This is a genomic window from Sphingobacterium alkalisoli, from assembly GCF_005049105.1.
Taxonomy (GTDB): Bacteria; Bacteroidota; Bacteroidia; order Sphingobacteriales; family Sphingobacteriaceae; genus Sphingobacterium; species Sphingobacterium alkalisoli.
Window position 1 is genome coordinate 169223 of the sequence record NZ_SUKA01000007.1, and the last position, 22781, is coordinate 192003.

Here is a 22781-nt window from a genome sequence, read left to right on the forward strand (position 1 = left end):
AAAAACACACAATTCATTTATTACCAAAATCTTACCTCGAAAATCGACAAAACACTTCGCAGGTGACAGACAGATGACCCCGCCACGCACTATCCTTAAGGGAAAGTAAAGAGCAAAAAAAAGACGATATATGAAACGCCTCCGCGTGCGCTCGACTAGGACACGATCAGTTCGCCCACGGCTGTACTGTAACCATAGGTAGTATTGAACTTACCGATGTACAATGTATCCATCGCATCGCCCAGGTGTGGTGCATCTTCGGGCTTTACGGCGGAGTTCTGCTCCGGTCGCTTATCCTTCTCGAATCCGTTCTTACCTACACGCACGCCGGTCTGTTGCATCGATGTCAATAACGAATCGCAGTTGACCTTATTGAAGCGCACCGACATAAATCGGGTATCACGTTCCGCTAAGATTGATTCCCACATACGGTACCGTATAGCATGCGTGGGCTGTTGCCCAATGTATATACGTGACACGGTCCACTGGTTATCTTCGAAACGCTTCGTTACCATGTCCGCCAATGTTTCAAGCCGTGTCGCGTCCGTAACGTTAGCCGTATGATCATAGTAAAACATCACGTGGTGCGTGTCGTGATGCTTATAATAGGTACAGAATTCGTCAATCAAGTCATCCAGTACCTTCCTATCTTCACGCTTAACATACATCGACTTTAATACACGGTAGAAGTTCCGTGTTTCCTGTCCACATACCAATGATTTGATCTTAGAATTATAGTCTAATGAGATATCGATGGGCGCACCCTTGATCAGATCCGCATCCATCCTGCAATCCTTCACCAAGCCATTGGGTAGCCATATGCCCTGGCTTTCGATGTATCCATAATCGAATTGATCGTATGTATGGTAGTCGCTATCTAGCAAATGATAGAATCCGTTTTCGGTGGTAATGGTACGTTCATTCAATACAGCTGCACGGAATACAGGCCATATCAATTCACGCCGCCACTGGCGGATCTGCTCTTCTCCCAGTATCTGTATATTGTCCAGACTGGATGCCTCGGAATAGTACACCAGTCCTTTTCGGAGATGGCCCAGTACTGCACCGTATTCACGGATTTTACGATATAGATACTTTCTGCTTTCGGTCGTAGTTGCTTCCGAAAAACGTTGCTCCAATATATTAAGCTCATATTGCAAGCGCACGACCTTCGTAACGATATCGCTATCCATTTGTTCCCGCTTATCCAGGATCCAACGCCCTTTTGGATCCGTAGGCATGTCGGTAAACATCGTGATCATGTGATGTTCGGGTATTTGCCCGAAGTATTCCAAGTTACCGCGATTGATCGGCGCAATATCATCCATATAGCGCTGGTGGTTTAGAAAACGTGCCTCATCCGCGATAATGGCATCAACGTTCTTACCGTTCGCTAGTCCGGGACGATCCTGCGATATCAGGTGAAATACATGTCCATTGTACCAGGTAATAGAATGTTCATAATGCAGCACCGGATAAATAGCGGGTTTGATCTTAAACGCTGCAGGTGGTTTTTTACGAACAAAGAAATGCAGATCCTCAACATAACCAAGCCGCTCCCAGCTTTTTATCAAAGGCGGTAACGTACGATCCAGTAATTGCATATACGTTGTACCCACTACGCCCGTAGCACCACGAGGCATTACGTTCGCCGCGTGCGACGAACGGTAAGCAATGGGGCCTTGCGTTTTACCCGTTGCCCGTCCCCATACGCCATACTCTTCTTTGGCCGATACGTATATAGACCGCTGTTGTGGTTTGTTCCACCATAACTTAACATCCTTATACAGTACCATCGCTATCTTCCCCTTCTATTTCTTCCGCATCTTCAGCGATTTTTTCAATGACACCTTTTTTCAGTTCTTTCAATAGGTTGGCCACAACCATATCCGAATTTTCGACCATTGGAAATCCTAATTCTGACGGATCCGCAACAATAACTGGACGGATCGGGTGGAAATCTTCGGGATTAAAACCTTCAACATCCGGTTTATCCAATCCGCGTATCTTTGCTACCTCCTTGTAAAAGGCTGCGGCCGCACGGTGATCTCCATCAGCCTGCGCTTTGGCCATCGCATCTTCCCCCCAATGGATCATCATACCGCGGGCAAATTCCTTATCCGGGCGGCTTTCGGTTGTTAACCAAAACTTTTCCGCCATTTGGATATCCATATAAGCTTGTGAAAGAGACACCCCAAATTGTGCTATTTGCCATTCTGCTAGTTCTTTTTTTCGATAAGGACGGTTATAGCTATGCTGATAGGTTTCACCCGTTAAAACCGATATCCGTGGTTCGCTGACAATATATCCTTTGCGAAGTCTGTTATCCACTTCGGTAATGCGTTCCAGTACAAAGGCATCATCTTCCGATAGATCGTCTAATTTGTTTGACAGGAATGCTTTCAGAATACGATCCAGTACAGTCGATCCTTTCACATCTTTAGGCCGTAGATTAGACATGGTTAGCCTCCTCTCTCAACTTTTTAAGCAATGCTAGCTTATCATCCAATAACTTTTGGCTTTTGTCTCGGTTGCGCAGATCCGTGCGTTCTAATCGTTTTCGGACTTTCCAGATCTGTACGTATAGGCGTTGGATTTCCGGCGTAGTAAATTCCGTTTTTTTCGTTGCCGGCGGTAAAGTACCGTGCAATTCCAAGTGATCGATATCATCCAGTATGTTTTGCTTTTTCCGTTGTAGGCGCAGGATCTGAAAAGCATGCTCTTTGCGGGACGCATCCGATCGAGCCTGGCGCAATGCAAACATATTGGCATCGATTTGCCTATATACTTGCTGGCGGTCATGCCTTAGCTTTTTTAGTAAGAAATCGTTTTGCTTGCCCGGTGCCGGAAATTCCGGTATTTCCGAAAATTCCGACTTTTCCGGTAGTAGATCGTAAAGCTCATCAAATAGCTTTTTACGGTTATATTCGTTTTCCCCCTGGCGGAAGATGCTCTTTAGGAAATCATTACTTCCGATTTCATTATATAGGCGCACGCCATCATCATATGCCGGATCCTCCAGCCACTTTCTCACCCTCTCCATAACCCCAAAAATCCGAAAGGGAAAGTATCAGGGAAAGGACATAAAAAACGTAAATCGGATTGAATCTATTGCCTAAATTTCCAGTGAATTTTTGTTGTAAAAATGGGGAAAGTGGAGTGTTTTTAAAGATTATCTTTGTATTATAAATATATACAAATTATGATAGCAATAAGAAATTTTACAATTACTGGAATTGACGAAACAGTCAAACATTACGTAGCGGAAATAAAAAAGGAATCAGAAAAGCTACATGTAACTCTTAAAAATTCTGCAGGTGGGATGAAAGAAATTTTTGAGGTATTCAATGACAATAACGAAATCGTCGTTAAAACCTACACAGTTTCAATAATATTAAAACCTGAAACGGAATTATATAAAAAGTTACAGCAGTTGGGGGTAGAATATCTTTAAATATCACCGTCGAAAGTAAAAACGCCAGCTACACAGCTGGCGTTTTTGCTTTACTCACTTTACGCTTTACTTTTTTGAGGTACATGGTACCTCTTGCAAATATCTGATCTGCTTGCGCCAGTGTAATCTTTCGAAAATCAACATCACCGATTTTGGAATGCAATATCGGCGATGTCGTGTTAATGACTTCGTAGTGTCCAGCAATAGCCGGACTGACTATCCAACCCAGCTTTGCCATATACTATCCTCCACCAGCTGCAGGCGCTGGCAATTCACCTTCGTAAACAAAATACGGAGCTAATCCATACGCGCCAGCGGTAAACTTAATACCGACCTCACCAGTAGGACCGGTTCCCAATCCACCTTCAATGTTACGGATATACGCAGCAATCTCTTTTGCGCCTATTTGGAAGAAACCAGTGGATTGACCAATCCGACGAACCAAGAAAATACCACGGTAATTTTTGATAGCACGTGCGGTACCTAGATTCTGCGCATTGATATTTGGCAAAAAGAATTCAGCACCCGTATTAAAAATACCTGAAAGTATTTCACCTTCCATCGCAACTGTAGATCCCGACTTTTCGAATAGTGGCTGGATCTCAATAGGCGACTTATCTGCCTTCAGAACGTGGTTACCTGTAATGGTGACGATACCAGCTGCAGTTGTGGCTGCTGGATCCGGTTCTTTTATATCTTCAAACCATGAGTATGGGATGAAGTAGGCCAATTCAGCGATACCGGACGTGTTGTCATCGCCATCGGTAAATCCAGCCTTTAAATCTGTAATAGTATCGTAATTCATTTCAATACATTATTAACGTAAACAATTAATCGATCAAGGTCAACGCCCCGGATTCGATTCTAACTAATTTCTCCAAAAGATCTTTCTTATCTTTCAGTTCGGATCGCGAAAATCCATTCACACCAAAATTAACTCGGTATTTTTTACCGTCAACTTTTACCGTGAAATCCTCAACTGTTGGCTGCGAATTAACTTTGTCAATTGCATCCTTAGCGACCTTCTCCGCATCTTCCGCGCGCTTCGTCAATGTCGCGATATCAGCATCCTTTTGCTTTATCGATTCATTGAGCGCATCGTGTGCGGCTTTTAGCTTTTCGTTAACAGCTGCACCATCACCAAGATCCTTTTCCGCTTTGGTCAACTTACCTAAAGTCGTTTGTTGCTCCGCCATTAACTTTTTATACCCCGTTCCGTCCGCGTCGTATTGCTCTTTTAATTTGTCGTATGCCTCCTGTGCCTCCGCCAAATCCTTAAATTTTATTTTTCCCATTGTAGTCTATTTTTCAATGAATAAATGCAGGTAGCCAGCACATGCCAGCTACCAAATCAAACCTAGTTACGATCGTTGATCGATAACACATCAAAGTCCTGAATACCAAAACCAAGAACACCCGTCATGGAGTAATCCAAATGAAACATTTGCGGAATGGTTCTAATTACACGATAATCAGATTCTAGGTCTGTAGCTGCTAACAAATTATGATCAGGAGATACTGTTACCATATCCGACTTAGTTATCCAGCTACATGGCAATAACTTACATTTTTTATTCGTCAATGGAAGATATGTCAAGGTCCCGTCTTTTTCCGTGTACTTAGAAATGTCCTGAAATGAAGCCAGAAGTAATTCCAGCACATTATACGATATCCGCATTGTACCGCCCTTTATCTTCACCCATTCAGGAGCTTCATACCATACTGAGAGCAATTGCTCATACGCATCGGCTTTAGTAATTACTCCAGTAGATGCTACATTAGGAATTAGACCATTCGTACGTGCTTTACGTAATTTAGTTCCTAACCCTTCCGTTATCGCTTTCACCTGGCCGCTAATAAACTTATCAGGTGCGGAAATCGGTGTCTCCCCCGCAATAGTCAACGTCTTGACCTCATAATATTTAAGAACATCTCCTACAGTATATTTAACAAATGCACCTACGGCATAAGCTGTAGCGGGATTAAATGCTTCAAAACCATCTACACCTACACCATGCCAGGGCACGACGTCATTTATATTTCCAGCTAATGTTTCCGCTACTGCATCGAACACATGCGATGGAAAATTCATATTATTTGCATTCTCACCAGCACCACGCAGATCTTCTAGATAGGTACCCCGATAATTATCGGGCATAACTTGAAAATCTCGTTGCCACTTATCAACTGTCAACTTTTGATCACTATAGACGATATCACCAGATGGAGGACTAAAAATACCTGTAAACGGTCTAGGTTCGCCGTTCACTGCTAACTTTGTCAGATTCGTAGCACTTTTCACATTATAATAAGTGTTCAGATCCTTAAAAAAATCCAACGAATTTTCAAATTTCCGATATATCTTTTTCTGAAACTTACCAGCATACGCCGATAGAGCTGATACATCAGGAGAAATATTACTAAACAATAATACACCCTGCACTTTTGGGATAAATGCACTCACGATCGACAATGCACCAATCCCACACGCTACAGCCGGACTACCCGTGGCCGTACTAATCACCCCCATTAAAAAAATTAAGGCACACAAGCCAAAAAATAAATTTTTCATTCCTTTATACTAATTATTATCCCACTAATTCAATTTCACTGCACCCCAATAATTACCGGCTATTCGTCCGCTAAAATGCGTCTCGCCCAGTCATCCACCGATGTACGGAATTCATCTTTCTTTTCCTTCCCACCTTCCGGGATGTTATCATCGCCTTTAGCCTCCGGTGTTCCAGATTCAGACGCTGGTTTGCCCTTAAGCGCCGCCACTTCCGCTTCCAATGCCGTAATGCGTGCATCCTTCGTTGCAATAGAAGCTTCCAGCGTTGATTTAGCCGTTTCCAGCGCCGTTTTATCAGCCGCTAACGTTACGTTTTCATTGCGCACGGTTTCCAGTTCCGAATCCAAGACAACAGTAACACCTTCCACCTTTGCTTCCTTAATCTGCGCATTGATATCCTCCAGCTGCGCAGCCGTAATGGATGCCACTGCTACTTTAGCCAGCGCGCCCAACTTTGAAAATTTATCCCCAAACATATTGTCATTATTAATTTGCTTTCCGAAAGCCGATTTTAATCGACTTGTTAATTTTGCCAGCATTCCCTCGCTAGGCTCTTCCATTTGCGCATCGTACCAAGCGGCGATCTGTCCGTGCGACATATCCTGCACATTATCCGGCATATCCTCCGCCTCGTAATCCTCCACGAAATCCACCAAGCCCTCCGCGACCGCTTCCGCTGGCGTAAAATAATGATCTTTATGATCCATGTAATCCGCTTTCACGGCATCCATTTCCTTACCCGTACGTACCGCGATCAGTCCACCCAGCACATCATCATATTTATCCAGCACATCCGCCTCATCGCGGAGCGCCTGCGCATTACCGTACATCCAAGTCGACACCGAATGAAGCATAAGTAATGATCCCTTAGCCATATGCACACGGCCTTTCTTAGCAGAAATCGCTATCATGGCACCCATTGAATAAGCAATGCCATCTACGTACGTATGAACCTCTGTTTTTGATGCTTTAATGGCGTTGCAGATCGGCAACCCCTCGTGAACATTTCCGCCTGGCGAATTGATGTGGATATTGATACGATCACAGGTTTTTTCCAAATTCGAAAAAACACGAACAAAATCATTTGCAGTGTTTTCATCCCAGTAACTACCGATCACCCCGTAAATCTTAATCTCCCCCACATTCGGCGAACTCGAATTCAACACCGCAAAAAAATTCTGTCTCATATCCCTCTCACTAAATCCGTCTACTTTGAAAGCTCAAATATCCCAATAGCGCCACACGCCCCAAAGGACACAAAGCGCACCTACGATAAAGCCGCGTTTAACTGCGCTACCGTAAACGAAAATTGATTGTGATTGAGATCCGTAGGTTTCGATCCCGTATCAGCCGATCGGGATAAGGTGACAGGTTCCAGCGGCGAACCGATCACCTGCGCATAGCGATTCATATCCGTGACACGCATTACCGACACCGGGCCGATATACTTATCCAGGATATTTTCTATTTTTTTATTTTGGTGATGGATCTTAAAACTACCGGCGTAGCTGTACGACGTTCCATTATCACCATGCTGCACATCCGACTTCATTAATCCCGAATCGGGATACAATTCAATTTCGCGCCAGGCTTTCCCCGGATGAAAGACAACCGGATTAAAACTTTTAAAGTCTGTGACGTGCGCAATTTGGAGCGTAGCAATACCACCAACATTATCACCTTCGTACATTTCGAATAACTTTCCCATGAAACAAAATGACGAACGAAAAAAGAGTGGGGAAAGGACAAATTTTTAAAAGTTGTAGTGAGTGACAGCCAAAACACACAAAAACCATTGGACATATTGGACACGGCTGTCTCTCGAAAATATTAAAACACTAAATATGAGATGTTTATATTTTTAGGATATTGAATTTTGTGTCCAAGTTGTGTCCAAGACTACCGAAAGACACTGGTTTTTGTGTCCAGTCATGTCCAAATTTTATTTCAATTAGTCCTTTTAGTGTTCAAAAACATACATACGAGTATGAGAATCGTAAATTTGTTCAAAATTCATAGAGCGTTTTTCTTTAAGGAATATTTCAATAGATTCGTAATTTACTGCTACCGGTTCAAATTCTTTCACATATGAATCAATGATCGATCTTAACGCCGACTCAATATTATCAAAATCGCCAATAAAATCATGCATTCCACCTTCGGGATAATATATAGATCCTTTAAAAGCGAAAAACCGTTTCATTTAAATCATTTTTAACACGCTGCCTAAGTGATTTTTTACCACTACGATTAGCATTTTTAGTGATTAACTTGTCATATTTAGATACACCCTTGCTAGCACCAGGAACGTGATCCGTTTTTACTGCCTTAAGCTTAGGAGAACCGATTTTTATGGTATATGGTTTCATCTTATTTTTCTAAAACAACGCAATCTGCTTATTGCTCACAATAGCCTCGTGCAACATCATCGGGATCGTAAGCACCGTATCCTTAATTTCCCCTTTCCTTTTGTCCAGGCGCTGGCGCTCGCGGTAATACCAGCGTTTTAAATTATCAAACGTCAGATCATCCTCCGAAAACTCATAATAATCGATAAAACGGCGAATGTTATAATCCACAAAATTATCCGGTCTATTCGGGTGATGGCACCAGCGGTACATCTCCTGCTTAATGATCGTATCCATCGTACGCGAAAATCCCTTGATATTTTCATTCGAAATGAATCCACCGTATTTGCGCAACATGCCATCCGACACATATACATCAATCCATCCACCAAGATCATGTTTACGACATGGGCGAACCTTTCCCGGATCCAGTTTATCAAACGGCTCCATCACCCGCTTAAGCAGCAAGGTGATCACGTTATCATCAGATAGAATCAATTGCGGACCAAATAAATGTTGTACATAAGTCTGTACATGAGGCTCTACGGTTAGACGGATAAGATTAGACATAACGATTTGGTATTGTTTACCAAATATAATCAATATAAATCATTACATATCAAACAATTAATACAAAAAAGACACGTAAAAAATATATTGGACATGACTGGACACGGTTGGACACGATTTAACGACAATAAAGCAATAAATATATGGTATAATAATAGATAATATATTAATAATCATACATATATAACTATCTATTCATTGCTATGTCCAGTATGTCCAACGTGTCCAAGCAAAATAAGGAAATTTGAGAAAACAAGTATAAAAATAAAAAAAACCACTCGATGAGTGGCTTCATAAACTTTAACATTAACTAAATTTGCAAAATGAAATCAGCAACCATTACAGTAAGAGGAAAGACAACAACATTCGAATACATTGTGCTCAATCTTCTGGGTACTATTTACGCAAAGGTTACATGGGCAAACGGGAAAACAACCCACTTTTACAAAGGGCTATACCATGACAAAACAAAATGGGAAAATAGGGGAATTCCCGATGACCTTATAGATGTTATATCGGAGATATTTAACAAAGAAACCCCTATCCCTGAACATGCCGTTGACAGCTGGACAACACCAGGTAAATCTAGTTGACATACTCTCTAACAAAGTATCCCAGCCAAAATACATCTACAAAAGAAAGCGTCTGGCCTCTTTTAGGCTCTATAGTTATATACTCTTTTTCTCGTCTTATATCGCACTTCATAGCTATGCCTATGCCTGTAGTATTTGTTTTTAAAGCCTCCTGTATGGCATCAATAATATACTCTTGTGATGTTATTTTCATTATTCAAATATAAATTAGTGATTCATTTCTCATTTACGGTTTACCGTACCATTCAGCTAAAAACTGCGCTTCCGATACACGATCTTATACCCACCAACTTCCACCGTGTCCAGCGGCATTACACCGCTGGCATATACCAATTCACCATCCTGATCGTAAATAAATAGCATTGCATAATCGGGTTGGTCATATCGAGGTAGATCCGGCTTTTCGCAGGATGAAAAAATAAGTATACCTAAGAGCATGGTCATTACCATTAATTCTATTTTTGTATTTTTCATAGTTTTAAAATTTAATTAGGTCCACAACTTTCGCCAAATGCGCCAGCTGGTAACAACCATTCCTCATGATCGTTAAAAATTATTTGTTCAGTGTATTCTTTTGATGTAGCTATAGTAGCTAGATCTTTGGTAATATTTGGATATGGATTTCCGCACTGGATTAGCGTTTTTAAATCTGTATTTCGCTTCATGGTTACGCCAAAAAGATCTTCATATGCGATCAATTCCGATGCAATATTTGGGCTTACGACATTTGCGCTAGCAAACTGGTCAGCATTACCAAAAATGCAAAACTTACATGAGCAGCGGCTCCAACCCATATAATAGCATGGATGAACCCTAACCCGGTATTGTTTAATAATGTCCCACACCTGTTTTTCGGTCCAGTCGCGCAATGGCCTCCAGCGGTCTATAACACGTGGCACTTTCCCATTTCGAAGATCTGACCGGTCCGGTTCAAAAATATTATACTTTGCTCTCGCAGACGATTCCTCCCCACGTTCGCCCGACAATACGCAAACCCGCAATCCATTAAAACGTTCCTGGTTACGAATAGCAGTAGCACATATATCGATTTTCAAATAAGCCGAACACCAACGTACTTTGAGATCTGCGCTAACTTGGGGAAATCTTAATCGTGTGGCGAGCTTTCCCAGTACACCACCAACTTTTTTAAGTATACCACCTGGACATTCAAACCAAGTTGGTGCAGTCTTAGCATTATCACGCAGCATTTCGCGCTTAAATCCGCCTTCTTTCCATGAGAAATAGATCTCAATACCGAACGCTTGGGCAAACTTTCGACAATAATCGTGCGTACACTCCCAGTCCATAAATGTAGCTTCATCCGATCCGCCATCAATATCGTGATGCCATAGTTCAATCCTAGACGGATGTATCCCAATAGAAAGCAAATAAAGCACCAAGGAAATAGAATCCTTTCCCCCGGAAAACGCGATGATATATTTATCATAGCTATTTTTCATTGGTTTAATACTTTATCCTTCAATTCCATTGTCATACGTAGCAACTCCCTTGCTACTTCTTCATTCATTTTACCGTCAGTATATTCGGATTTTATGAACGATTCTATCGTTTCTATTTCTGCGTATATCTCCATTGTTCTATACCTTTAAAAATTTCGAATACCACCTCAGGCACTACCGCATTGCCGTAGGCCTTTATACTTTCAGTTCTCCATTGAGGAAAGGTAATTCCGTCCAATCCGAAGGGAACCCCATCATTTCCGCTACAAACCGGGGGTTGAGTTGGGAAGTTTTCCCATCCCGTTGTTGACAATGTTCCCCTATCATCACCGGAATATTGATTAATATATCTGATCTCATTTTTCCGCTCGCCCGGAATAGTGCATTTGGACTTACACTTGGTTTGTGGTCTCGTTGGGTTGGTGTAGGCAACATTTGGCGTACAACTACATCCCTGAGATTTGATAACATCATTCTCCCGGGCCGCGTTTCCGTCATTTCTTTTAAAACTGCTTTGTCCGTTTTTGGAGACATATGATCCATCGTCGTAGGTGTCGGTAAAAGGTTGCTCCGTGCTAGCTCCGATAAATTGCTGGTGAATATCTGCCCGGATGGTCTCTTTTTTGTCATCGCTGTTACCTTTTGTCCCCCTCTCTTTCCTTCCGATGCCGTGGGCGTTGGCAACAACCTTAGATCCATAAAAACACTTTTCCGATCTTCGCATGTCTTCAGTCCCTGTGTCTGCACGGTTGGCAATAAACCAGATTCTATCTCTTCTGTGCGGCGCGCCGACGGCACAAGCTGGAATAACAATCGGTTGGACTGAATATCCGATTCGTTCAAGGTCTGCACAAACTGTTTCGACAACATATTGTTGGTACTCCGATACAATTTCTTCGTCAACTTCTCCGAAAAAATCGGCTTGGCTTTCCACATGAGTTTTGTAAGCCTCGGGTTGTACCATACTGACGAGACCAGCAACATTTTCACCAACAACCCAAGTTGGTCGGATTTCGTCAATAGCTCGGAGCATTTCCGGCCAGAGGTAACGGTCATCTTCCGTGCCTTTTCGTTTTCCGGCAACGCTGAAAGGTTGGCATGGGAATCCCCCGGATAATATGTCGACGATTCCTCTGTAAATAGTGAAGTCTGTTGTTTTGATATCTTCATAGCATTTTGCATTAGGCCAATAGTGTTTTAGTATTTTTTGTCCAAAAGGGTTTATTTCGCAGTGGAATAAGTTATTCCATCCCATCCACTCAGCAGCTAAATCGAAACCGCCTATACCCGAAAATAGTGATGCGTGGTTCATTTCTTTAATTTCTTAGTTATCTGATAGCTCACAGCAGTAGCATTCACATTGAAACGTTCACCCAGCTGCTTAAGACTAAATTGCCCAGTCTTAAAAAGTTTGTACATTTCGTCGATCTGACTAACTGTGAGCTTGTGCGATGTCATTATATAGCCCTCCCTAACACCCAATATACCGCACACACCTCTTCGATCTGCACTAGGCAATCATCAACTGGGTGATGCGTTTGTACCAGCTGCAGACTTTCCACCACATCCGGGCAAATATTTACGTAGGTCCGCGCATCACGCTCATTGTAGTATTTCCAAAGATCTTCGCATCCTGCGTTAGCATGGTTTAATATCACACAGTCAAATGCTGGCGAATAAGCCCACACCCGTACATTCGCAATGACACAGTTTCTTTTAAAAAATCCTTCCAGTTCCCAAAGCGCATACGCTAATTTTTCCTTACCGCCCAAAGCCTCTTTGCGTACAGCCGGATCCTGATCCGCCCACCACATTATCGTATCAACGGACATAGTACGCCCATCATCAAACTGATCGCGATAATCCAGTTTTTTATAAAAAACATCATCGCAGATATTTCCCGTTTCGATGTTGAATGCCACAGCAGCTATACTTAATATGGCGGCACTGGGTTTGGTATCCAATGTTTCGAGATCGATCATCACATCGGTATATTTCTTTTTGAACATTACATTAGATTTAAGGTTGTCAATTCGTTGCTTTTCAGCATTTAGTAATTCGGCGTAGGTCATGATAAAAAGTCTTTAGGTTTATCCACTACTTTGTATTTGTACACCCATACCCACGGGTTCTTTTCCCAAGATTCAATACCATTGATAGATTGCCACAACGTCATAAAGGAAAACAACTCATTACATCCATAATCCAGCGTTAAATAATTGAAGTATAAGCGGCATGTTTTACCCTCGACATAATCGACGCCTTCCTCTCTTGCATCGCGATGAAATATATCACGTAACCGTTCCACTCTGACATCAGTTACTTCTAGGAAGATCCGCGCAGCCTCTTTAGGCATATGGATAGAAGGTTTCCAAACAAATGGTTCAGGGTGATGTAAAATCCGTACTGGATTTTCGGAACAAGTGCCATCCCTGTACTCGTAATGAAGAATTATATCATCGGTGATAGATTCAGGTCTCTCTATCTCTGCGATAAAAAAACTTTCCCTACCCCACATCACATCACCCACCTGGTATTTACTTTTTACCTTGTATCCCTCACCCTTATCGTTCACGAATATTGCATTCGTTTCCAGTGGTCCCGGCGCAGCTTCTTTGCTCGAATCCCAAAGCCTTCTTTTAAAGGATATCGTTTTAAAAGAATCCGAATCACTTTGCAATCCTTTAACGATCCGACGAGTTTGCGTTTTTCTTCCTTCCAGGTTAGCCATTACCATAGGCGTACTGAATAATATTGGTTTATTTGCCATCTTTCAAATCGATTATTTGGTCTAACCTTTTTTCAACAGCCCAGGGCAAAGAGGTGCTGTCAAATGAATAATAATCAGCCTGCATTATGAATATAGCCGGAAGGTTCACTTTATCTACATAGTCCAATGCTATCTCCAATTCGGGAACAGAACGTATCTCATCAATAATTAGGATTTCCGCATCCCTTTTACGTGGTACATCGAATAAATAGCGCACACTATGCGATAATAAAAAATGACAATTCAGCCCGCTATTATCAACAAGCTCTTTGGCTTTAGTAGTCTTACCACTACCTTGTGATCCTATGATCAATGTTTTTTTCTTCATCTCCATTTTATTTTTAGATTAATACCCTTTTTAACTATAGATCCCGATTCCCATTCCATGATCAAAATGGTAGGACGTTCCATCGGCGCACCGAATAAGTAAAGTCCGCTATTCGCCCTTTTTTTTCGATCAGCCCGTTGTACCTCCAGCGCCTTTGTTTTAATATCTTCCTCGGAGGCACCAGTTGGTAATTCAAAGTATAAGTACCCGAAACTCTGATTTGCAAAAAATTGCGTTATCTGATAAGTCTTATTTTCCATTTTCTATTTCTTTAAAAATTCATTAAAATCAATTTCATTCTGCACAGGTTCCGGCATACCGTCATTCGAAGGCTCATTTTCATTCTCATATTCCAATCCCATTTCCGAAAACTTAGCACGGATATCCTTCTCTTCCACACCGCGAATCAGATCAATACCCAGCGGAGCATATTTAAACTGCATCGCATGCGAATACTTTTGCCCGATTTTCATTTTCTTGCGTGCTATGAAAGCTCTAGCATCAGATTTCAGGTAATTTTCTAAGGTCGATTTATCCAAAATATTGATCTCACGACGTTCATTCATAGCCTTCACATAGTGGTGGTATACATCCTGGACAAATAGATATACATATCCATTACGGAGCACATAATGTTCATCCTCTTTAAGGATGTATGCCCCCACCAGTTGCTCCACCACCTGCCAAAACTTCGAAGTATCATCCGAACCAGCGAGAATAAAATATTGCTGTTTTATGGTGTTAATACACTGATCTTTAAATTCTGCCAAGGAAAATGGAAGGCCTATTGTTTCCGTCATTAACTTACCCGTGGCCAGCATCATGGCGTACGAAGACAAAAGCCTCTCATCCACGTCATTATTGTTCACTTCTACAGATAGCGAGCGCAAAGCAGATTCATATTCATCCTGAAAACGTGCCTCAAATAAATTTCTATATTGCATCATCATCACCGTTAAGTGAGATAGGCCATCATTTTCCATACGGCGCAGCTTTCTAAACTCTACACGGGCATTTTCCGTACGCACAGTTTCTTCAAACGTCATCATTATCGTACGCGTAAATAATGCAGGTTCGCCCGTTGGCAATTCCTGACCCGAAAACCAAACCAATGAAAGTACCGGTACATTTTCAGTAGCAAAGCCATTATCCATCTTACCACGCGTAGGGCCGTTACGATCGTAAAGGTTTTTGATCGATTCAATAATTTTGAACGGAAGTCCATTTTTAAATTCATCCAGCCACACCATACCATTACATATCTGCGCCATTTTACGCATTAGTCCAACTGGCGTTGTACTACCACCTAGCATTATCGGTTTTTGCTTTTCACCCCACATCATCAAAATAGATTGTATCATAGTACCCTTACCCGACCCACGCTTACCATACGAATAAGGCAACGGCATACGGTCTCCCATCGACTGATACAATATATCCGAGAACAAAGCACACGCCCATATCACGATCCCCATGCGTCCATTCTCCCCGAAAACCTTAAGAATCTGATTAGACCAATCCGCATAAGATGTGGAGCCATTTATATAAATGAACTTCTTTTCGTTCACATACATGTTATCCTTATCCACGAACACCTTCGAAAGTGCTGGGATAAAATAATTTATTGGTTTACCATTACGCGTAGATTCTACGATACCATGCTCATCAATTGGTAAAAAAATATTATCAGTGGTGTCAAATACACCGTTTGCAAAAGCATAGAACTTGCTTCGTTTGTTCCACCCCAATGTTTCCACCATTGTCGTATGGCGTTCATTACGTTGCAACATATCCTGCAAGCGAACCAAATCATGATCCTGACCCTTCCAAAGGAAATTACCTTTTCTTGCTATCACCTTCTTAAAAGAACCTGCACCAACGAAATCATCCGTATTAATGCGGAGCGTTTCCTCCAACCCATGAATATTTTTAATAACCATCAGTCGATAAGCAACATCATCCCCCGTGTTGATATGGTAAAGGATACGTAAACTGAAATTCGATATCTCACGCGGAATACCCTTCATGTCTAATGCCCAGTACGTATTCGTGCTTTTTTTAAGGTATATACCGTATTTTACAAAATCATCTGTATTGCTTTGGTCGCCGATGATTTGTAGCGCCTCCGCTTTCTTTTGAACCTCCTGTAACGTCCGTGGCAGCGCAATACTCAACCCCGCATCCTTAGCCAGCGCAAAGAATTTAGCAGGCGATTTAAACCGACCTTTACCCAGCGCATCGTTAAACTTCGCATCATCATCCTCATCGTGGTCATTAAACTGCACCGTACGCTTATAGAAATCGCGCGCCGCCTCGCCCAAAGTAGCCAATGCAAAGCCAACATTCATCCGGTTATCGTAGTCATCATCCGTAATGTCCACCTGATCACGCTCAATTTGCTGCACCACATGTTCCACCCGCGCTAGGTCGCTGGCCACTTTCCTTTGCCTAGCATACTCATCCACCACCTTACTGGTAGCAGCTTTCGCATCCGCTGGTTTATCCTTCACGAGATCCTTTGCTCCAATATCACCCGTACCCGGATCGTCCGTCGGCGGATTCACCTCGATCACCGTCGCCTTATCATTATAAAAAGCCGTCGGATCCCACGACACAAAACACACACGCGGTACATCTTTTCCCGATTCATCGATCTTGATATCAAAATTATCATCAAAGAACTGCGCCAGCTGTCGAAAAGCCTGCAACTGATAAGCCGCTACCGTCGGGAAAGCCTTTTCCCCCGATATCCGCACGACTACCTTAAGGCCATTTCCCGAAGGCGATACGAACACAGCAGCCACAAAATCCAGCGACGAAAAATCCGTTTTCAACCGGGCCACATCATCCGCCGACAAATCGTCAAAATCCAACACAATCAACCCCGAATGCTTTTTCAACCCATCCGCTATACGTTTCGTAAACACCCCCGAAAACGTAAAGAAATCAAGCACATTTTTAAGCGTCTTACGGATATCCTTATTATCCGTCGTGCGGAGCTTTTCGATATGATCCTTATACTTATCCGATCGGATCAGATCCACCGCCTGCCCCAGCGTCAATGCCGTCGCCTCCGGCTTCACATTCCTTATCGGACCCTTGTAAAAACTAAATTTATAAGTACTCATCTAATTGGTTTTACGGTTTTCTTTACTGAAATAATGTGCAGCACCGGCCATCACCAGTGCCAGCACAAATTTGATTACACTAGAAAGGAAGATCCCCATCATCACCCGTCGCAGATTCTTTAAACGCCGTACCGGCACTCTCTAATAATTTGATGGTCTTTAGCGAAGCGCCTATCAAAAATGCCCTGCCACTGCCATCCTTTTTATCGTACGCTTTACCTTTGAGATAAACTTCCACTTCCGCCTTCTTATCAATACAGTTATTATTAAGGCTATGCTTTTCGATATTATCGTTAAAAATATCTACGCCCCATTCCTCATCTGCACCTTTCTTTTCCCCACTCCATTGATCCACGTATCCAGGAATGAATAATACAATAGTTTGTTTCCGACCAGTACCGTCGTTATAGGTTTCCACCGGTAGTACATCTTTCACGATGCCTTTTAAAGTTGTTGTTGCCATTGTCTTAATTTGTTTTTAGATAATTGTCGAAGCGCCTTTTTGCCCGCTCGATTAGCATTTTTAGTTACCAGCTTATCAAATGCTGATATAGATTTTGATGTACCCGGTATGCCGTCTTTAGCTAACACTTTCAGCTTTACCGGATACTTAGAGTATTTTCCCATCGCTTTTAAGATAATTTTGAAATTCTTTGAATAATTCTGAAAGAGCCTTTTTGCGTGTGTTGACGATCTTTTTACCAGTCTCGTTGAAGTGGTTTATTTCCAGCTTATTGATAAAATACTCTTCGTTAATGCTGATTAAGAAATCTTTCATAGGTATACCTGGGTTAGGCCATCTATGCCCGTAGAACCCCCAATCCGAATCCACGAATAAAATACCGTCGTTCGTAAAGGAAAAAGTAGCGTATGATAATTTCGGGTGTAAAACGGTAATCACCGTTGCAACATCCTCTTTAATTTTTATCTTCATTTGTTTGTTGGTTTTTAAAGTTTTATAAACCACGCCTGGCTATTGGCGTAGCGAACCGGGATAAAGAACGATTTTAGCCTACCCTGAGCATGGTTTCAATTTTTAGGATTGTGCGCGTTATAGATGTCGATATACTCCTGGCACCAAAGAAACATCGGAGCGATAACCGCTTTGGTAAAAGCGTGGCATCTGCTTTCCTTAGAAGGAAGCAACAGCACCCATTCCTTATGCAATTCCAGTACCTTAGCACATAGCACATGCAAGCGGCTATCCTGCGCATTGATCAGCATTAACAGAAGCCGATCAACAGTATGAGCCAATTGCGGCGTAAGCCCTTTCACAGCTATAAAAGCACGGTTACGTTGCATCACCCAGGAGCGAAGCGTTTTATACATAAAATCCCGCGTTTCACTTTCCCATTTGCGCTGCAAATGCGCCTCGCTATATCCCACCACGATTTCCTTAGCAGGTTTTCTAACTTCTTTCGGGTACTGGATCAAAGCCTTGTTCGATCCCGGTATTACATTCATTTGTAGCATAGTTTATTTATTAATTAGTTTTCATAAATGTGAGCCAATGAGTTTTTGATGCCTTTCCCGATTTGTGACCAAAAAGAGGTTCAGTATCGAATATTTCTAGAATTTTAGAAGTGGGTATTTGATGTTCATTCCACTTGAAAATCAATATCCCGTACTGTTGCAACACTCTCATACATTCATCGAATCCAGCTTTAAGATCCGATTCCCAGGTAGGCATTAGAAATCCATATTTTTGAGCGGTATAACTCGTTCGTCCCAGGTCGTTAAAATGCGGTGGATCAAACACCACTAGCTTAAAAGATTCGTCATCAAATGGCATATTTTAAAAATCTGCTATCAGATCCGGATCAACTTCTATTTTTCTACTATCACACGCAACAAAGTTTTCTTTGCGGATGTCCATATAAATAGTGTCGGGATGATTTTTATTAAACCACATCATACGCGGACCACAACAAGCATCTAGTATTATCTTTCCATTGCTAGCCATTACAATTTGCTTGATTGAGGTTCAACAATATTTTTCCGTACCGCCCACGCAGACATACCCAGTTTATCCGGCACACCCAGCTTAGCCTGTATATTTTGGTTATGGCTCGATACCGTATCCTCCTGTATGCACAGCGATCTTGCTATCTCCTTATTCATATATCCCGAAGCCACGAGCTTCAGCACCTTAAGTTCCTGCTTAGTCAGCACACCATTAGGCGCTTTTATGGTAGAGCAAAGCTTTCCTTCCTGCGCGCAGTTACCACGGCGACCACAGTCGAAATATTCCGTATAGTCGATGTTACCATCAGCGTCGATATCCGGTTCATTGTCGAATCCACCAAATCGGCAGATAATATACTGGCGCATCATTTCCTCCGATTGCACAAGATCCCACGACACCAATGCTTTGATCGCTTCCGGGTGATCAAGCATATCCTGCTGTACCCGATCCAGTATCCATTGCGGAAACTCCCCCCACGAATATCGGATGCCATTATGCAGACACTTGATATCATTGTCATGCACATAAAACTCCACACCACGATCTTCCAGCCCTGGTGGGATATGCTGCTGAATTTGTTTTAGGTTCATCATAACCGGTTTATTTAGATAAGATAGATTTGAACCTATTTTCGCGTTTAGCCTTTTCCTTATTGGCCTCTTCGATGATTTCAAAAGCAACATCTACTACTTTGATGTTATTTCGCTTACCCGAAAAAACGGAAGAAACCATTGCCTTGCTCAATTGAGTTCTTTCGGCGATTAGTCCGATTCCACCTTTCGGTAGCTTACTTCTAAGAGCTTTTAAACTTTTACTGTCCATTTGGTACATATTTGGGATTTCAATTATCAATCAAAAGAAGAACTTTTGTTCTACAATAATAGAACATATATTCTATATGTGAAAATATTGTCCGTATAAAGTGAATAAAATGTCGGTAACAAACTGGCTATCAAGGAAAAAAAATTCTGATTTTTACGACATGAAATTCGTGATAGGTGAAAAAATTAAGGAAAAAGTGGAAGAAAAAGGCGTAACACAAAAGGCTTTCGCTTCTGCTATTGGTATGACAACAAGGAATTTGGAACGTTTTTTTGAGAGGTCAGATATATCTATAAATCAGTTAGTAAAAGCATCCGAATTTCTAAACTACGACTTCGTTTCACTGTATTTAGAGAATACAGCTAATGGAAAGAATATTCCGTTTTTAGCGAAAGAAAATTCACAACAATACAAACCCGAAATTAGAAGCTCCGACATCTCGATACAAATTAATATAGCCGGAGACGTACAATTGATTTCAAAACACTTTCCCGATCTACTAAGCAAGCTGAAAAAAGAAGCTGAAGAGCGGGGATTGCATTTAGCTTAAGATACAACCAAAAAATTAACCAAAGTATGGTAACGATATTCGTGGTCATAATTACAATTGCAGTTGTCATTTATTTGATAAATGATCGCAACCAGGGGAATCAAGATTTGACAAGGGTCAGCCAATCTGAAGCCCTTGACAAACAAATTGAGGCGGACAATATTGCACTAGAAGCTTTAAAAAAATCGATAGAAAGAAAGTATATCGATAGTTCAGATACTCCCATCCAATTCAAACAGCAAGGCTATCCTTACAAATTTGAAATTGAAGAATACACTGCTTTACATTTTGAAACTGCAAATCAAGATCTGGATAGTATTATAAAGTTGAGTATAGCCCACTTTCGAGGCAACCAAATTTTAGACATAAGAGAATACTATTTTTCTCCAATAAATGCAAATAACACTAACGGTGACAGATTTCAATTTACGCACTTACACGGAATCAAACCTAGCGATGTTTTAGACAAACCAACGATAATGGAACTTTGGGAAGAAATAGAACCCCAGTTACAAAAAAAGCACTTGATAGTCCACAACGTCGACTTTTTTGCTCCTTTATTAAAAAGAGTAGTTTCATTGGCAAATAAGCCCTTAAAAGGATGTACAATTACATGTACTAGCTATTATTCTAAACTATTCATAACGTGGATGTATACACTTAAATTGGATCTTATCTGCAATGAACATAGAATACCATATTGGGGGAAGCCTTCCAAATTCAAAGCTGTCAGTACAGGACTTCTGTTTATGTATTTGTCAACAATAGCAACTAATCAATCTTACAATCTTTTTATGACAGGAAAAAAAATTAGTCTAAAACCAATAAAAAAAACAATACAAGATTAATTAACCAAATAAACTTAAATCAATGGCAGAAGATTTACCTTTCGATAACGATAAAGAGCAATCGAATATTAATGTAATAAGAGAAATTCCGGATAAAAGAAAGTACTGGTTCGTTCGTACATATGGAGGCAAACTTTTCGATTGGTTTTTCGAAATGGGCCGCGTCGGTATAGCTGGCAATACAATACCTTTAAAGCTCATTGCTGACGGAATAAAAGATGATGTAACTTTTAATGCGCTAAGGACTTCCGTAGAGAATAATATTGAGGATACCAGGGCTGGTGCAGCTACAATGCTATCAAGACAGTTAGTAAATTTTTATCACAAAATGAATGTCGGAGACATAGTCATGATTCCATCCGACAACAGCGACTATATAGCATTTGGTGTAGTAGCGTCCGATCTAATTGAGAACAAAAAAATAAAAGATACATTTCTTCACAATGATCGTACTGAATCCTATCCGCAACGCTATAGGGATGTTGAATGGATAAAGATTATGAGTAAAAGAGATGTTGTTGGTGACATGAGAAATCTCTTTGCTACACAAATGGGATTGACTAATGCTGATAAATATGCCGATTTTATAGAAGGAAATATCTCAACGTTTTTTCAAAAGGATGAGTATTATTATTCATCTATGTTCGTCGATCTAAATGATGACGAAGAGCTTAACGCTTTTGAACTATATAGGTATTTGGAAGCTGTAACGAAGCTTTATAAGCACTATTGCGCTGTACATGGTATTGAAGAGAATGAAGAGCTTTATCTAAAAATAAAAATTCAGTCTCAGGGTAATAATATTTGGAAATGGCTAAAAGCCGCTGGTGGAACTGGCGTAGCCGCAATATTGGGTATGTCGCTAGTCGGATCAGATCCCACAGTTAAAATAAACAAACAAGAAGGATTCGAAGCATCATTAAAGGGCAACCTATTCAAAAATATAACTGAAATGTACGACAATATAGTACAAACCAACATTGCTAAGGAGGAAAAAGAATTAGAAATAGAAAATAACAAGATAGATTTAATAAACAAAAAAAGGGAGTTAGGACTGTTAACGGCTGATGAGGTTGAGAAATATCAAATACAGTTAGTGGATTCAGCGCAGCAGTTACAATTGAAAAGTATCGAATCTAAAGAAGTAGATATAAGCGAGGTGATTAGTAATTAAAAAAAGATAGAATATAATACATCCGCAGCTTTTCCAAGAAATATTAAAGATAGTACGATGGATATCAAAAGTAATATTATCGATAGAGGTCTATCGCCAACGTACCTATCGAGGTTAAATACTTTATACCCGACAAGATAAAGAGGACTATAGAAAACAAACAGCTCTACAGCAAAAACGCAGATAAGAAATAATATT

General features: G+C 41.2%; 34 protein-coding genes. 5 read left to right on the forward strand and 29 right to left on the reverse strand.

Annotation, left to right across the window (positions count from 1 at the left end; all coding sequences use genetic code 11):
• Nucleotides 1–155: 155 nt before the first annotated feature.
• Genes FAZ19_RS19715 through FAZ19_RS19725 form a run of 3 tightly spaced genes read right to left on the reverse strand, consistent with a single transcriptional unit; the run spans nt 156 to nt 3043 of the window.
• The gene (locus tag FAZ19_RS19715; protein WP_136822483.1) at nt 156–1796 is read right to left on the reverse strand and encodes a hypothetical protein; all 1641 of its coding nucleotides are present in this window, start codon (nt 1794–1796) and stop codon (nt 156–158) included.
• Nucleotides 1783–2460: a hypothetical protein gene (locus tag FAZ19_RS19720; protein ID WP_136822484.1), complete on the reverse strand. Its 678-nt coding sequence runs from the start codon at nt 2458–2460 to the stop codon at nt 1783–1785. The genes FAZ19_RS19715 and FAZ19_RS19720 overlap by 14 nt, the downstream gene beginning before the upstream one ends.
• A complete protein-coding gene (locus FAZ19_RS19725) occupies nt 2453–3043 on the reverse strand; it encodes a hypothetical protein (protein WP_136822485.1) in 591 nt (196 codons plus the stop codon). The genes FAZ19_RS19720 and FAZ19_RS19725 overlap by 8 nt, the downstream gene beginning before the upstream one ends.
• Before the next feature lie 159 nt (nt 3044–3202).
• Here FAZ19_RS19725 and FAZ19_RS19730 point away from each other — a divergent pair, with 159 nt between their 5' ends.
• Nucleotides 3203–3454 carry a hypothetical protein gene (locus FAZ19_RS19730; protein WP_136822486.1) on the forward strand — a complete coding sequence of 84 codons (252 nt, stop codon included), beginning with the start codon at nt 3203–3205 and terminating at the stop codon, nt 3452–3454.
• A 28-nt stretch (nt 3455–3482) separates the two neighbouring features.
• Here FAZ19_RS19730 and FAZ19_RS19735 read toward each other — a convergent pair whose 3' ends face one another.
• The 9 genes from FAZ19_RS19735 to FAZ19_RS19775 all read right to left on the reverse strand — a co-directional run bounded on the left by FAZ19_RS19735 (nt 3483) and on the right by FAZ19_RS19775 (nt 8944).
• Nucleotides 3483–3692 carry a hypothetical protein gene (locus FAZ19_RS19735; protein ID WP_136822487.1) on the reverse strand — a complete coding sequence of 70 codons (210 nt, stop codon included), beginning with the start codon at nt 3690–3692 and terminating at the stop codon, nt 3483–3485.
• A gap of 3 nt (nt 3693–3695) precedes the next feature.
• Nucleotides 3696–4259 (reverse strand): hypothetical protein, encoded by a 564-nt coding sequence (locus FAZ19_RS19740; protein WP_136822488.1) that lies wholly within the window; start codon nt 4257–4259, stop codon nt 3696–3698.
• Nucleotides 4260–4284: 25 nt separating this feature from the next.
• Nucleotides 4285–4749 (reverse strand): hypothetical protein, encoded by a 465-nt coding sequence (locus FAZ19_RS19745; protein WP_136822489.1) that lies wholly within the window; start codon nt 4747–4749, stop codon nt 4285–4287.
• A 62-nt stretch (nt 4750–4811) separates the two neighbouring features.
• Nucleotides 4812–6026: a hypothetical protein gene (locus tag FAZ19_RS19750; RefSeq protein ID WP_136822490.1), complete on the reverse strand. Its 1215-nt coding sequence runs from the start codon at nt 6024–6026 to the stop codon at nt 4812–4814.
• A gap of 59 nt (nt 6027–6085) precedes the next feature.
• Entirely contained in the window at nt 6086–7213 is a 1128-nt protein-coding gene (locus FAZ19_RS19755; protein ID WP_136822491.1) for a head maturation protease, ClpP-related, read from the reverse strand.
• An 80-nt stretch (nt 7214–7293) separates the two neighbouring features.
• Nucleotides 7294–7734 (reverse strand): hypothetical protein, encoded by a 441-nt coding sequence (locus FAZ19_RS19760; RefSeq protein WP_136822492.1) that lies wholly within the window; start codon nt 7732–7734, stop codon nt 7294–7296.
• Between the two features lie 252 nt (nt 7735–7986).
• Complete coding sequence (locus FAZ19_RS19765; protein ID WP_136822493.1) at nt 7987–8229, reverse strand: hypothetical protein; 243 nt, start codon at nt 8227–8229, stop codon at nt 7987–7989.
• Complete coding sequence (locus tag FAZ19_RS19770; RefSeq protein ID WP_136822494.1) at nt 8207–8395, reverse strand: hypothetical protein; 189 nt, start codon at nt 8393–8395, stop codon at nt 8207–8209. Before FAZ19_RS19770 ends, FAZ19_RS19765 begins: the two co-directional genes overlap by 23 nt.
• A 9-nt stretch (nt 8396–8404) precedes the next feature.
• The gene (locus tag FAZ19_RS19775; RefSeq protein ID WP_136822495.1) at nt 8405–8944 is read right to left on the reverse strand and encodes a hypothetical protein; all 540 of its coding nucleotides are present in this window, start codon (nt 8942–8944) and stop codon (nt 8405–8407) included.
• 323 nt (nt 8945–9267) lie between these two features.
• Between FAZ19_RS19775 and FAZ19_RS19780 the strand changes: the two genes are divergently transcribed.
• The gene (locus FAZ19_RS19780; protein WP_136822496.1) at nt 9268–9537 is read left to right on the forward strand and encodes a hypothetical protein; all 270 of its coding nucleotides are present in this window, start codon (nt 9268–9270) and stop codon (nt 9535–9537) included.
• On the opposite strand, the gene FAZ19_RS19785 is transcribed toward FAZ19_RS19780, so the two are convergent.
• The 17 genes from FAZ19_RS19785 to FAZ19_RS23990 form a co-directional block, all read right to left on the reverse strand.
• The gene (locus FAZ19_RS19785; protein ID WP_136822497.1) at nt 9530–9730 is read right to left on the reverse strand and encodes a hypothetical protein; all 201 of its coding nucleotides are present in this window, start codon (nt 9728–9730) and stop codon (nt 9530–9532) included. The two genes, FAZ19_RS19780 and FAZ19_RS19785, sit on opposite strands and share 8 nt — an antisense overlap.
• Before the next feature lie 56 nt (nt 9731–9786).
• Nucleotides 9787–10011 carry a hypothetical protein gene (locus FAZ19_RS19790; RefSeq protein WP_136822498.1) on the reverse strand — a complete coding sequence of 75 codons (225 nt, stop codon included), beginning with the start codon at nt 10009–10011 and terminating at the stop codon, nt 9787–9789.
• 11 nt (nt 10012–10022) lie between these two features.
• Nucleotides 10023–10997, reverse strand: coding sequence for a phosphoadenosine phosphosulfate reductase domain-containing protein (locus FAZ19_RS19795; RefSeq protein WP_136822499.1), 975 nt, complete (start codon nt 10995–10997; stop codon nt 10023–10025).
• Nucleotides 10994–11131 (reverse strand): hypothetical protein, encoded by a 138-nt coding sequence (locus FAZ19_RS23980; protein WP_169305715.1) that lies wholly within the window; start codon nt 11129–11131, stop codon nt 10994–10996. Before FAZ19_RS23980 ends, FAZ19_RS19795 begins: the two co-directional genes overlap by 4 nt.
• Complete coding sequence (locus tag FAZ19_RS19800) at nt 11110–12309, reverse strand: DNA cytosine methyltransferase (RefSeq protein WP_136822500.1); 1200 nt, start codon at nt 12307–12309, stop codon at nt 11110–11112. Before FAZ19_RS19800 ends, FAZ19_RS23980 begins: the two co-directional genes overlap by 22 nt.
• 145 nt (nt 12310–12454) lie before the next feature.
• On the reverse strand, nt 12455–13069 hold the full coding sequence (locus FAZ19_RS19805; RefSeq protein WP_136822501.1) for a 3'-5' exonuclease: 615 nt from the start codon (nt 13067–13069) through the stop codon (nt 12455–12457).
• Nucleotides 13066–13767 carry a hypothetical protein gene (locus FAZ19_RS19810; RefSeq protein ID WP_136822502.1) on the reverse strand — a complete coding sequence of 234 codons (702 nt, stop codon included), beginning with the start codon at nt 13765–13767 and terminating at the stop codon, nt 13066–13068. Before FAZ19_RS19810 ends, FAZ19_RS19805 begins: the two co-directional genes overlap by 4 nt.
• Nucleotides 13757–14095, reverse strand: a complete 339-nt coding sequence (locus tag FAZ19_RS19815; RefSeq protein WP_136822503.1) for a hypothetical protein — start codon at nt 14093–14095, stop codon at nt 13757–13759. The genes FAZ19_RS19810 and FAZ19_RS19815 overlap by 11 nt, the downstream gene beginning before the upstream one ends.
• A complete protein-coding gene (locus FAZ19_RS19820; RefSeq protein WP_136822504.1) occupies nt 14092–14355 on the reverse strand; it encodes a hypothetical protein in 264 nt (87 codons plus the stop codon). The genes FAZ19_RS19815 and FAZ19_RS19820 overlap by 4 nt, the downstream gene beginning before the upstream one ends.
• A 3-nt stretch (nt 14356–14358) precedes the next feature.
• Nucleotides 14359–17223 carry a BT4734/BF3469 family protein gene (locus FAZ19_RS19825; RefSeq protein WP_136822505.1) on the reverse strand — a complete coding sequence of 955 codons (2865 nt, stop codon included), beginning with the start codon at nt 17221–17223 and terminating at the stop codon, nt 14359–14361.
• Between the two features lie 79 nt (nt 17224–17302).
• Entirely contained in the window at nt 17303–17686 is a 384-nt protein-coding gene (locus FAZ19_RS19830; protein WP_136822506.1) for a hypothetical protein, read from the reverse strand.
• The gene (locus tag FAZ19_RS23985; protein ID WP_169305716.1) at nt 17668–17850 is read right to left on the reverse strand and encodes a hypothetical protein; all 183 of its coding nucleotides are present in this window, start codon (nt 17848–17850) and stop codon (nt 17668–17670) included. Before FAZ19_RS23985 ends, FAZ19_RS19830 begins: the two co-directional genes overlap by 19 nt.
• Complete coding sequence (locus tag FAZ19_RS19835; RefSeq protein ID WP_136822507.1) at nt 17834–18157, reverse strand: hypothetical protein; 324 nt, start codon at nt 18155–18157, stop codon at nt 17834–17836. The genes FAZ19_RS23985 and FAZ19_RS19835 overlap by 17 nt, the downstream gene beginning before the upstream one ends.
• Nucleotides 18158–18252: 95 nt before the next feature.
• Nucleotides 18253–18687 (reverse strand): hypothetical protein, encoded by a 435-nt coding sequence (locus FAZ19_RS19840; RefSeq protein WP_136822508.1) that lies wholly within the window; start codon nt 18685–18687, stop codon nt 18253–18255.
• 19 nt (nt 18688–18706) lie between these two features.
• Nucleotides 18707–19015, reverse strand: coding sequence for a hypothetical protein (locus tag FAZ19_RS24280; protein WP_229707650.1), 309 nt, complete (start codon nt 19013–19015; stop codon nt 18707–18709).
• Nucleotides 19016–19185: 170 nt separating this feature from the next.
• On the reverse strand, nt 19186–19782 hold the full coding sequence (locus FAZ19_RS19850; protein WP_169305717.1) for a response regulator transcription factor: 597 nt from the start codon (nt 19780–19782) through the stop codon (nt 19186–19188).
• A gap of 7 nt (nt 19783–19789) precedes the next feature.
• On the reverse strand, nt 19790–20011 hold the full coding sequence (locus tag FAZ19_RS23990) for a hypothetical protein (protein ID WP_169305718.1): 222 nt from the start codon (nt 20009–20011) through the stop codon (nt 19790–19792).
• A gap of 160 nt (nt 20012–20171) precedes the next feature.
• On the opposite strand from FAZ19_RS23990, the gene FAZ19_RS19855 reads away from it, so the two are divergent.
• From FAZ19_RS19855 to FAZ19_RS19865, 3 genes are read left to right on the forward strand one after another with little or no spacing between them, the layout of a single operon-like run.
• The gene (locus FAZ19_RS19855; RefSeq protein ID WP_169305719.1) at nt 20172–20561 is read left to right on the forward strand and encodes a helix-turn-helix domain-containing protein; all 390 of its coding nucleotides are present in this window, start codon (nt 20172–20174) and stop codon (nt 20559–20561) included.
• Nucleotides 20562–20587: 26 nt separating this feature from the next.
• A complete protein-coding gene (locus FAZ19_RS19860; RefSeq protein ID WP_136822511.1) occupies nt 20588–21409 on the forward strand; it encodes an exonuclease domain-containing protein in 822 nt (273 codons plus the stop codon).
• A gap of 22 nt (nt 21410–21431) precedes the next feature.
• Nucleotides 21432–22583, forward strand: a complete 1152-nt coding sequence (locus FAZ19_RS19865; RefSeq protein ID WP_136822512.1) for a hypothetical protein — start codon at nt 21432–21434, stop codon at nt 22581–22583.
• Nucleotides 22584–22781: the final 198 nt, after the last annotated feature.

Coding starts and splice junctions, on each gene's coding strand:
- FAZ19_RS19815 (WP_136822503.1), bottom strand. CDS start 14,095: ATGAAGAAAAAAACATTGATCATAGGATCACAAGGTAGTGGTAAGACT.
- FAZ19_RS19790 (WP_136822498.1), bottom strand. CDS start 10,011: ATGAAAAATACAAAAATAGAATTAATGGTAATGACCATGCTCTTAGGT.
- FAZ19_RS19835 (WP_136822507.1), bottom strand. CDS start 18,157: ATGAAGATAAAAATTAAAGAGGATGTTGCAACGGTGATTACCGTTTTA.
- FAZ19_RS19865 (WP_136822512.1), top strand. CDS start 21,432: ATGGCAGAAGATTTACCTTTCGATAACGATAAAGAGCAATCGAATATT.
- FAZ19_RS19755 (WP_136822491.1), bottom strand. CDS start 7,213: ATGAGACAGAATTTTTTTGCGGTGTTGAATTCGAGTTCGCCGAATGTG.
- FAZ19_RS19830 (WP_136822506.1), bottom strand. CDS start 17,686: ATGGCAACAACAACTTTAAAAGGCATCGTGAAAGATGTACTACCGGTG.
- FAZ19_RS23980 (WP_169305715.1), bottom strand. CDS start 11,131: ATGGAGATATACGCAGAAATAGAAACGATAGAATCGTTCATAAAATCC.
- FAZ19_RS19775 (WP_136822495.1), bottom strand. CDS start 8,944: ATGTCTAATCTTATCCGTCTAACCGTAGAGCCTCATGTACAGACTTAT.
- FAZ19_RS24280 (WP_229707650.1), bottom strand. CDS start 19,015: ATGCCATTTGATGACGAATCTTTTAAGCTAGTGGTGTTTGATCCACCG.
- FAZ19_RS19855 (WP_169305719.1), top strand. CDS start 20,172: ATGAAATTCGTGATAGGTGAAAAAATTAAGGAAAAAGTGGAAGAAAAA.
- FAZ19_RS19715 (WP_136822483.1), bottom strand. CDS start 1,796: ATGGTACTGTATAAGGATGTTAAGTTATGGTGGAACAAACCACAACAG.
- FAZ19_RS23990 (WP_169305718.1), bottom strand. CDS start 20,011: ATGGACAGTAAAAGTTTAAAAGCTCTTAGAAGTAAGCTACCGAAAGGT.
- FAZ19_RS19750 (WP_136822490.1), bottom strand. CDS start 6,026: ATGAAAAATTTATTTTTTGGCTTGTGTGCCTTAATTTTTTTAATGGGG.
- FAZ19_RS19825 (WP_136822505.1), bottom strand. CDS start 17,223: ATGAGTACTTATAAATTTAGTTTTTACAAGGGTCCGATAAGGAATGTG.
- FAZ19_RS19765 (WP_136822493.1), bottom strand. CDS start 8,229: ATGAAACGGTTTTTCGCTTTTAAAGGATCTATATATTATCCCGAAGGT.
- FAZ19_RS19720 (WP_136822484.1), bottom strand. CDS start 2,460: ATGTCTAATCTACGGCCTAAAGATGTGAAAGGATCGACTGTACTGGAT.
- FAZ19_RS19850 (WP_169305717.1), bottom strand. CDS start 19,782: ATGATGAACCTAAAACAAATTCAGCAGCATATCCCACCAGGGCTGGAA.
- FAZ19_RS19740 (WP_136822488.1), bottom strand. CDS start 4,259: ATGAATTACGATACTATTACAGATTTAAAGGCTGGATTTACCGATGGC.
- FAZ19_RS23985 (WP_169305716.1), bottom strand. CDS start 17,850: ATGGGAAAATACTCTAAGTATCCGGTAAAGCTGAAAGTGTTAGCTAAA.
- FAZ19_RS19820 (WP_136822504.1), bottom strand. CDS start 14,355: ATGGAAAATAAGACTTATCAGATAACGCAATTTTTTGCAAATCAGAGT.
- FAZ19_RS19725 (WP_136822485.1), bottom strand. CDS start 3,043: ATGGAGAGGGTGAGAAAGTGGCTGGAGGATCCGGCATATGATGATGGC.
- FAZ19_RS19730 (WP_136822486.1), top strand. CDS start 3,203: ATGATAGCAATAAGAAATTTTACAATTACTGGAATTGACGAAACAGTC.
- FAZ19_RS19735 (WP_136822487.1), bottom strand. CDS start 3,692: ATGGCAAAGCTGGGTTGGATAGTCAGTCCGGCTATTGCTGGACACTAC.
- FAZ19_RS19800 (WP_136822500.1), bottom strand. CDS start 12,309: ATGAACCACGCATCACTATTTTCGGGTATAGGCGGTTTCGATTTAGCT.
- FAZ19_RS19780 (WP_136822496.1), top strand. CDS start 9,268: ATGAAATCAGCAACCATTACAGTAAGAGGAAAGACAACAACATTCGAA.
- FAZ19_RS19745 (WP_136822489.1), bottom strand. CDS start 4,749: ATGGGAAAAATAAAATTTAAGGATTTGGCGGAGGCACAGGAGGCATAC.
- FAZ19_RS19785 (WP_136822497.1), bottom strand. CDS start 9,730: ATGAAAATAACATCACAAGAGTATATTATTGATGCCATACAGGAGGCT.
- FAZ19_RS19805 (WP_136822501.1), bottom strand. CDS start 13,069: ATGACCTACGCCGAATTACTAAATGCTGAAAAGCAACGAATTGACAAC.
- FAZ19_RS19860 (WP_136822511.1), top strand. CDS start 20,588: ATGGTAACGATATTCGTGGTCATAATTACAATTGCAGTTGTCATTTAT.
- FAZ19_RS19810 (WP_136822502.1), bottom strand. CDS start 13,767: ATGGCAAATAAACCAATATTATTCAGTACGCCTATGGTAATGGCTAAC.
- FAZ19_RS19760 (WP_136822492.1), bottom strand. CDS start 7,734: ATGGGAAAGTTATTCGAAATGTACGAAGGTGATAATGTTGGTGGTATT.
- FAZ19_RS19840 (WP_136822508.1), bottom strand. CDS start 18,687: ATGAATGTAATACCGGGATCGAACAAGGCTTTGATCCAGTACCCGAAA.
- FAZ19_RS19795 (WP_136822499.1), bottom strand. CDS start 10,997: ATGAAAAATAGCTATGATAAATATATCATCGCGTTTTCCGGGGGAAAG.
- FAZ19_RS19770 (WP_136822494.1), bottom strand. CDS start 8,395: ATGAAACCATATACCATAAAAATCGGTTCTCCTAAGCTTAAGGCAGTA.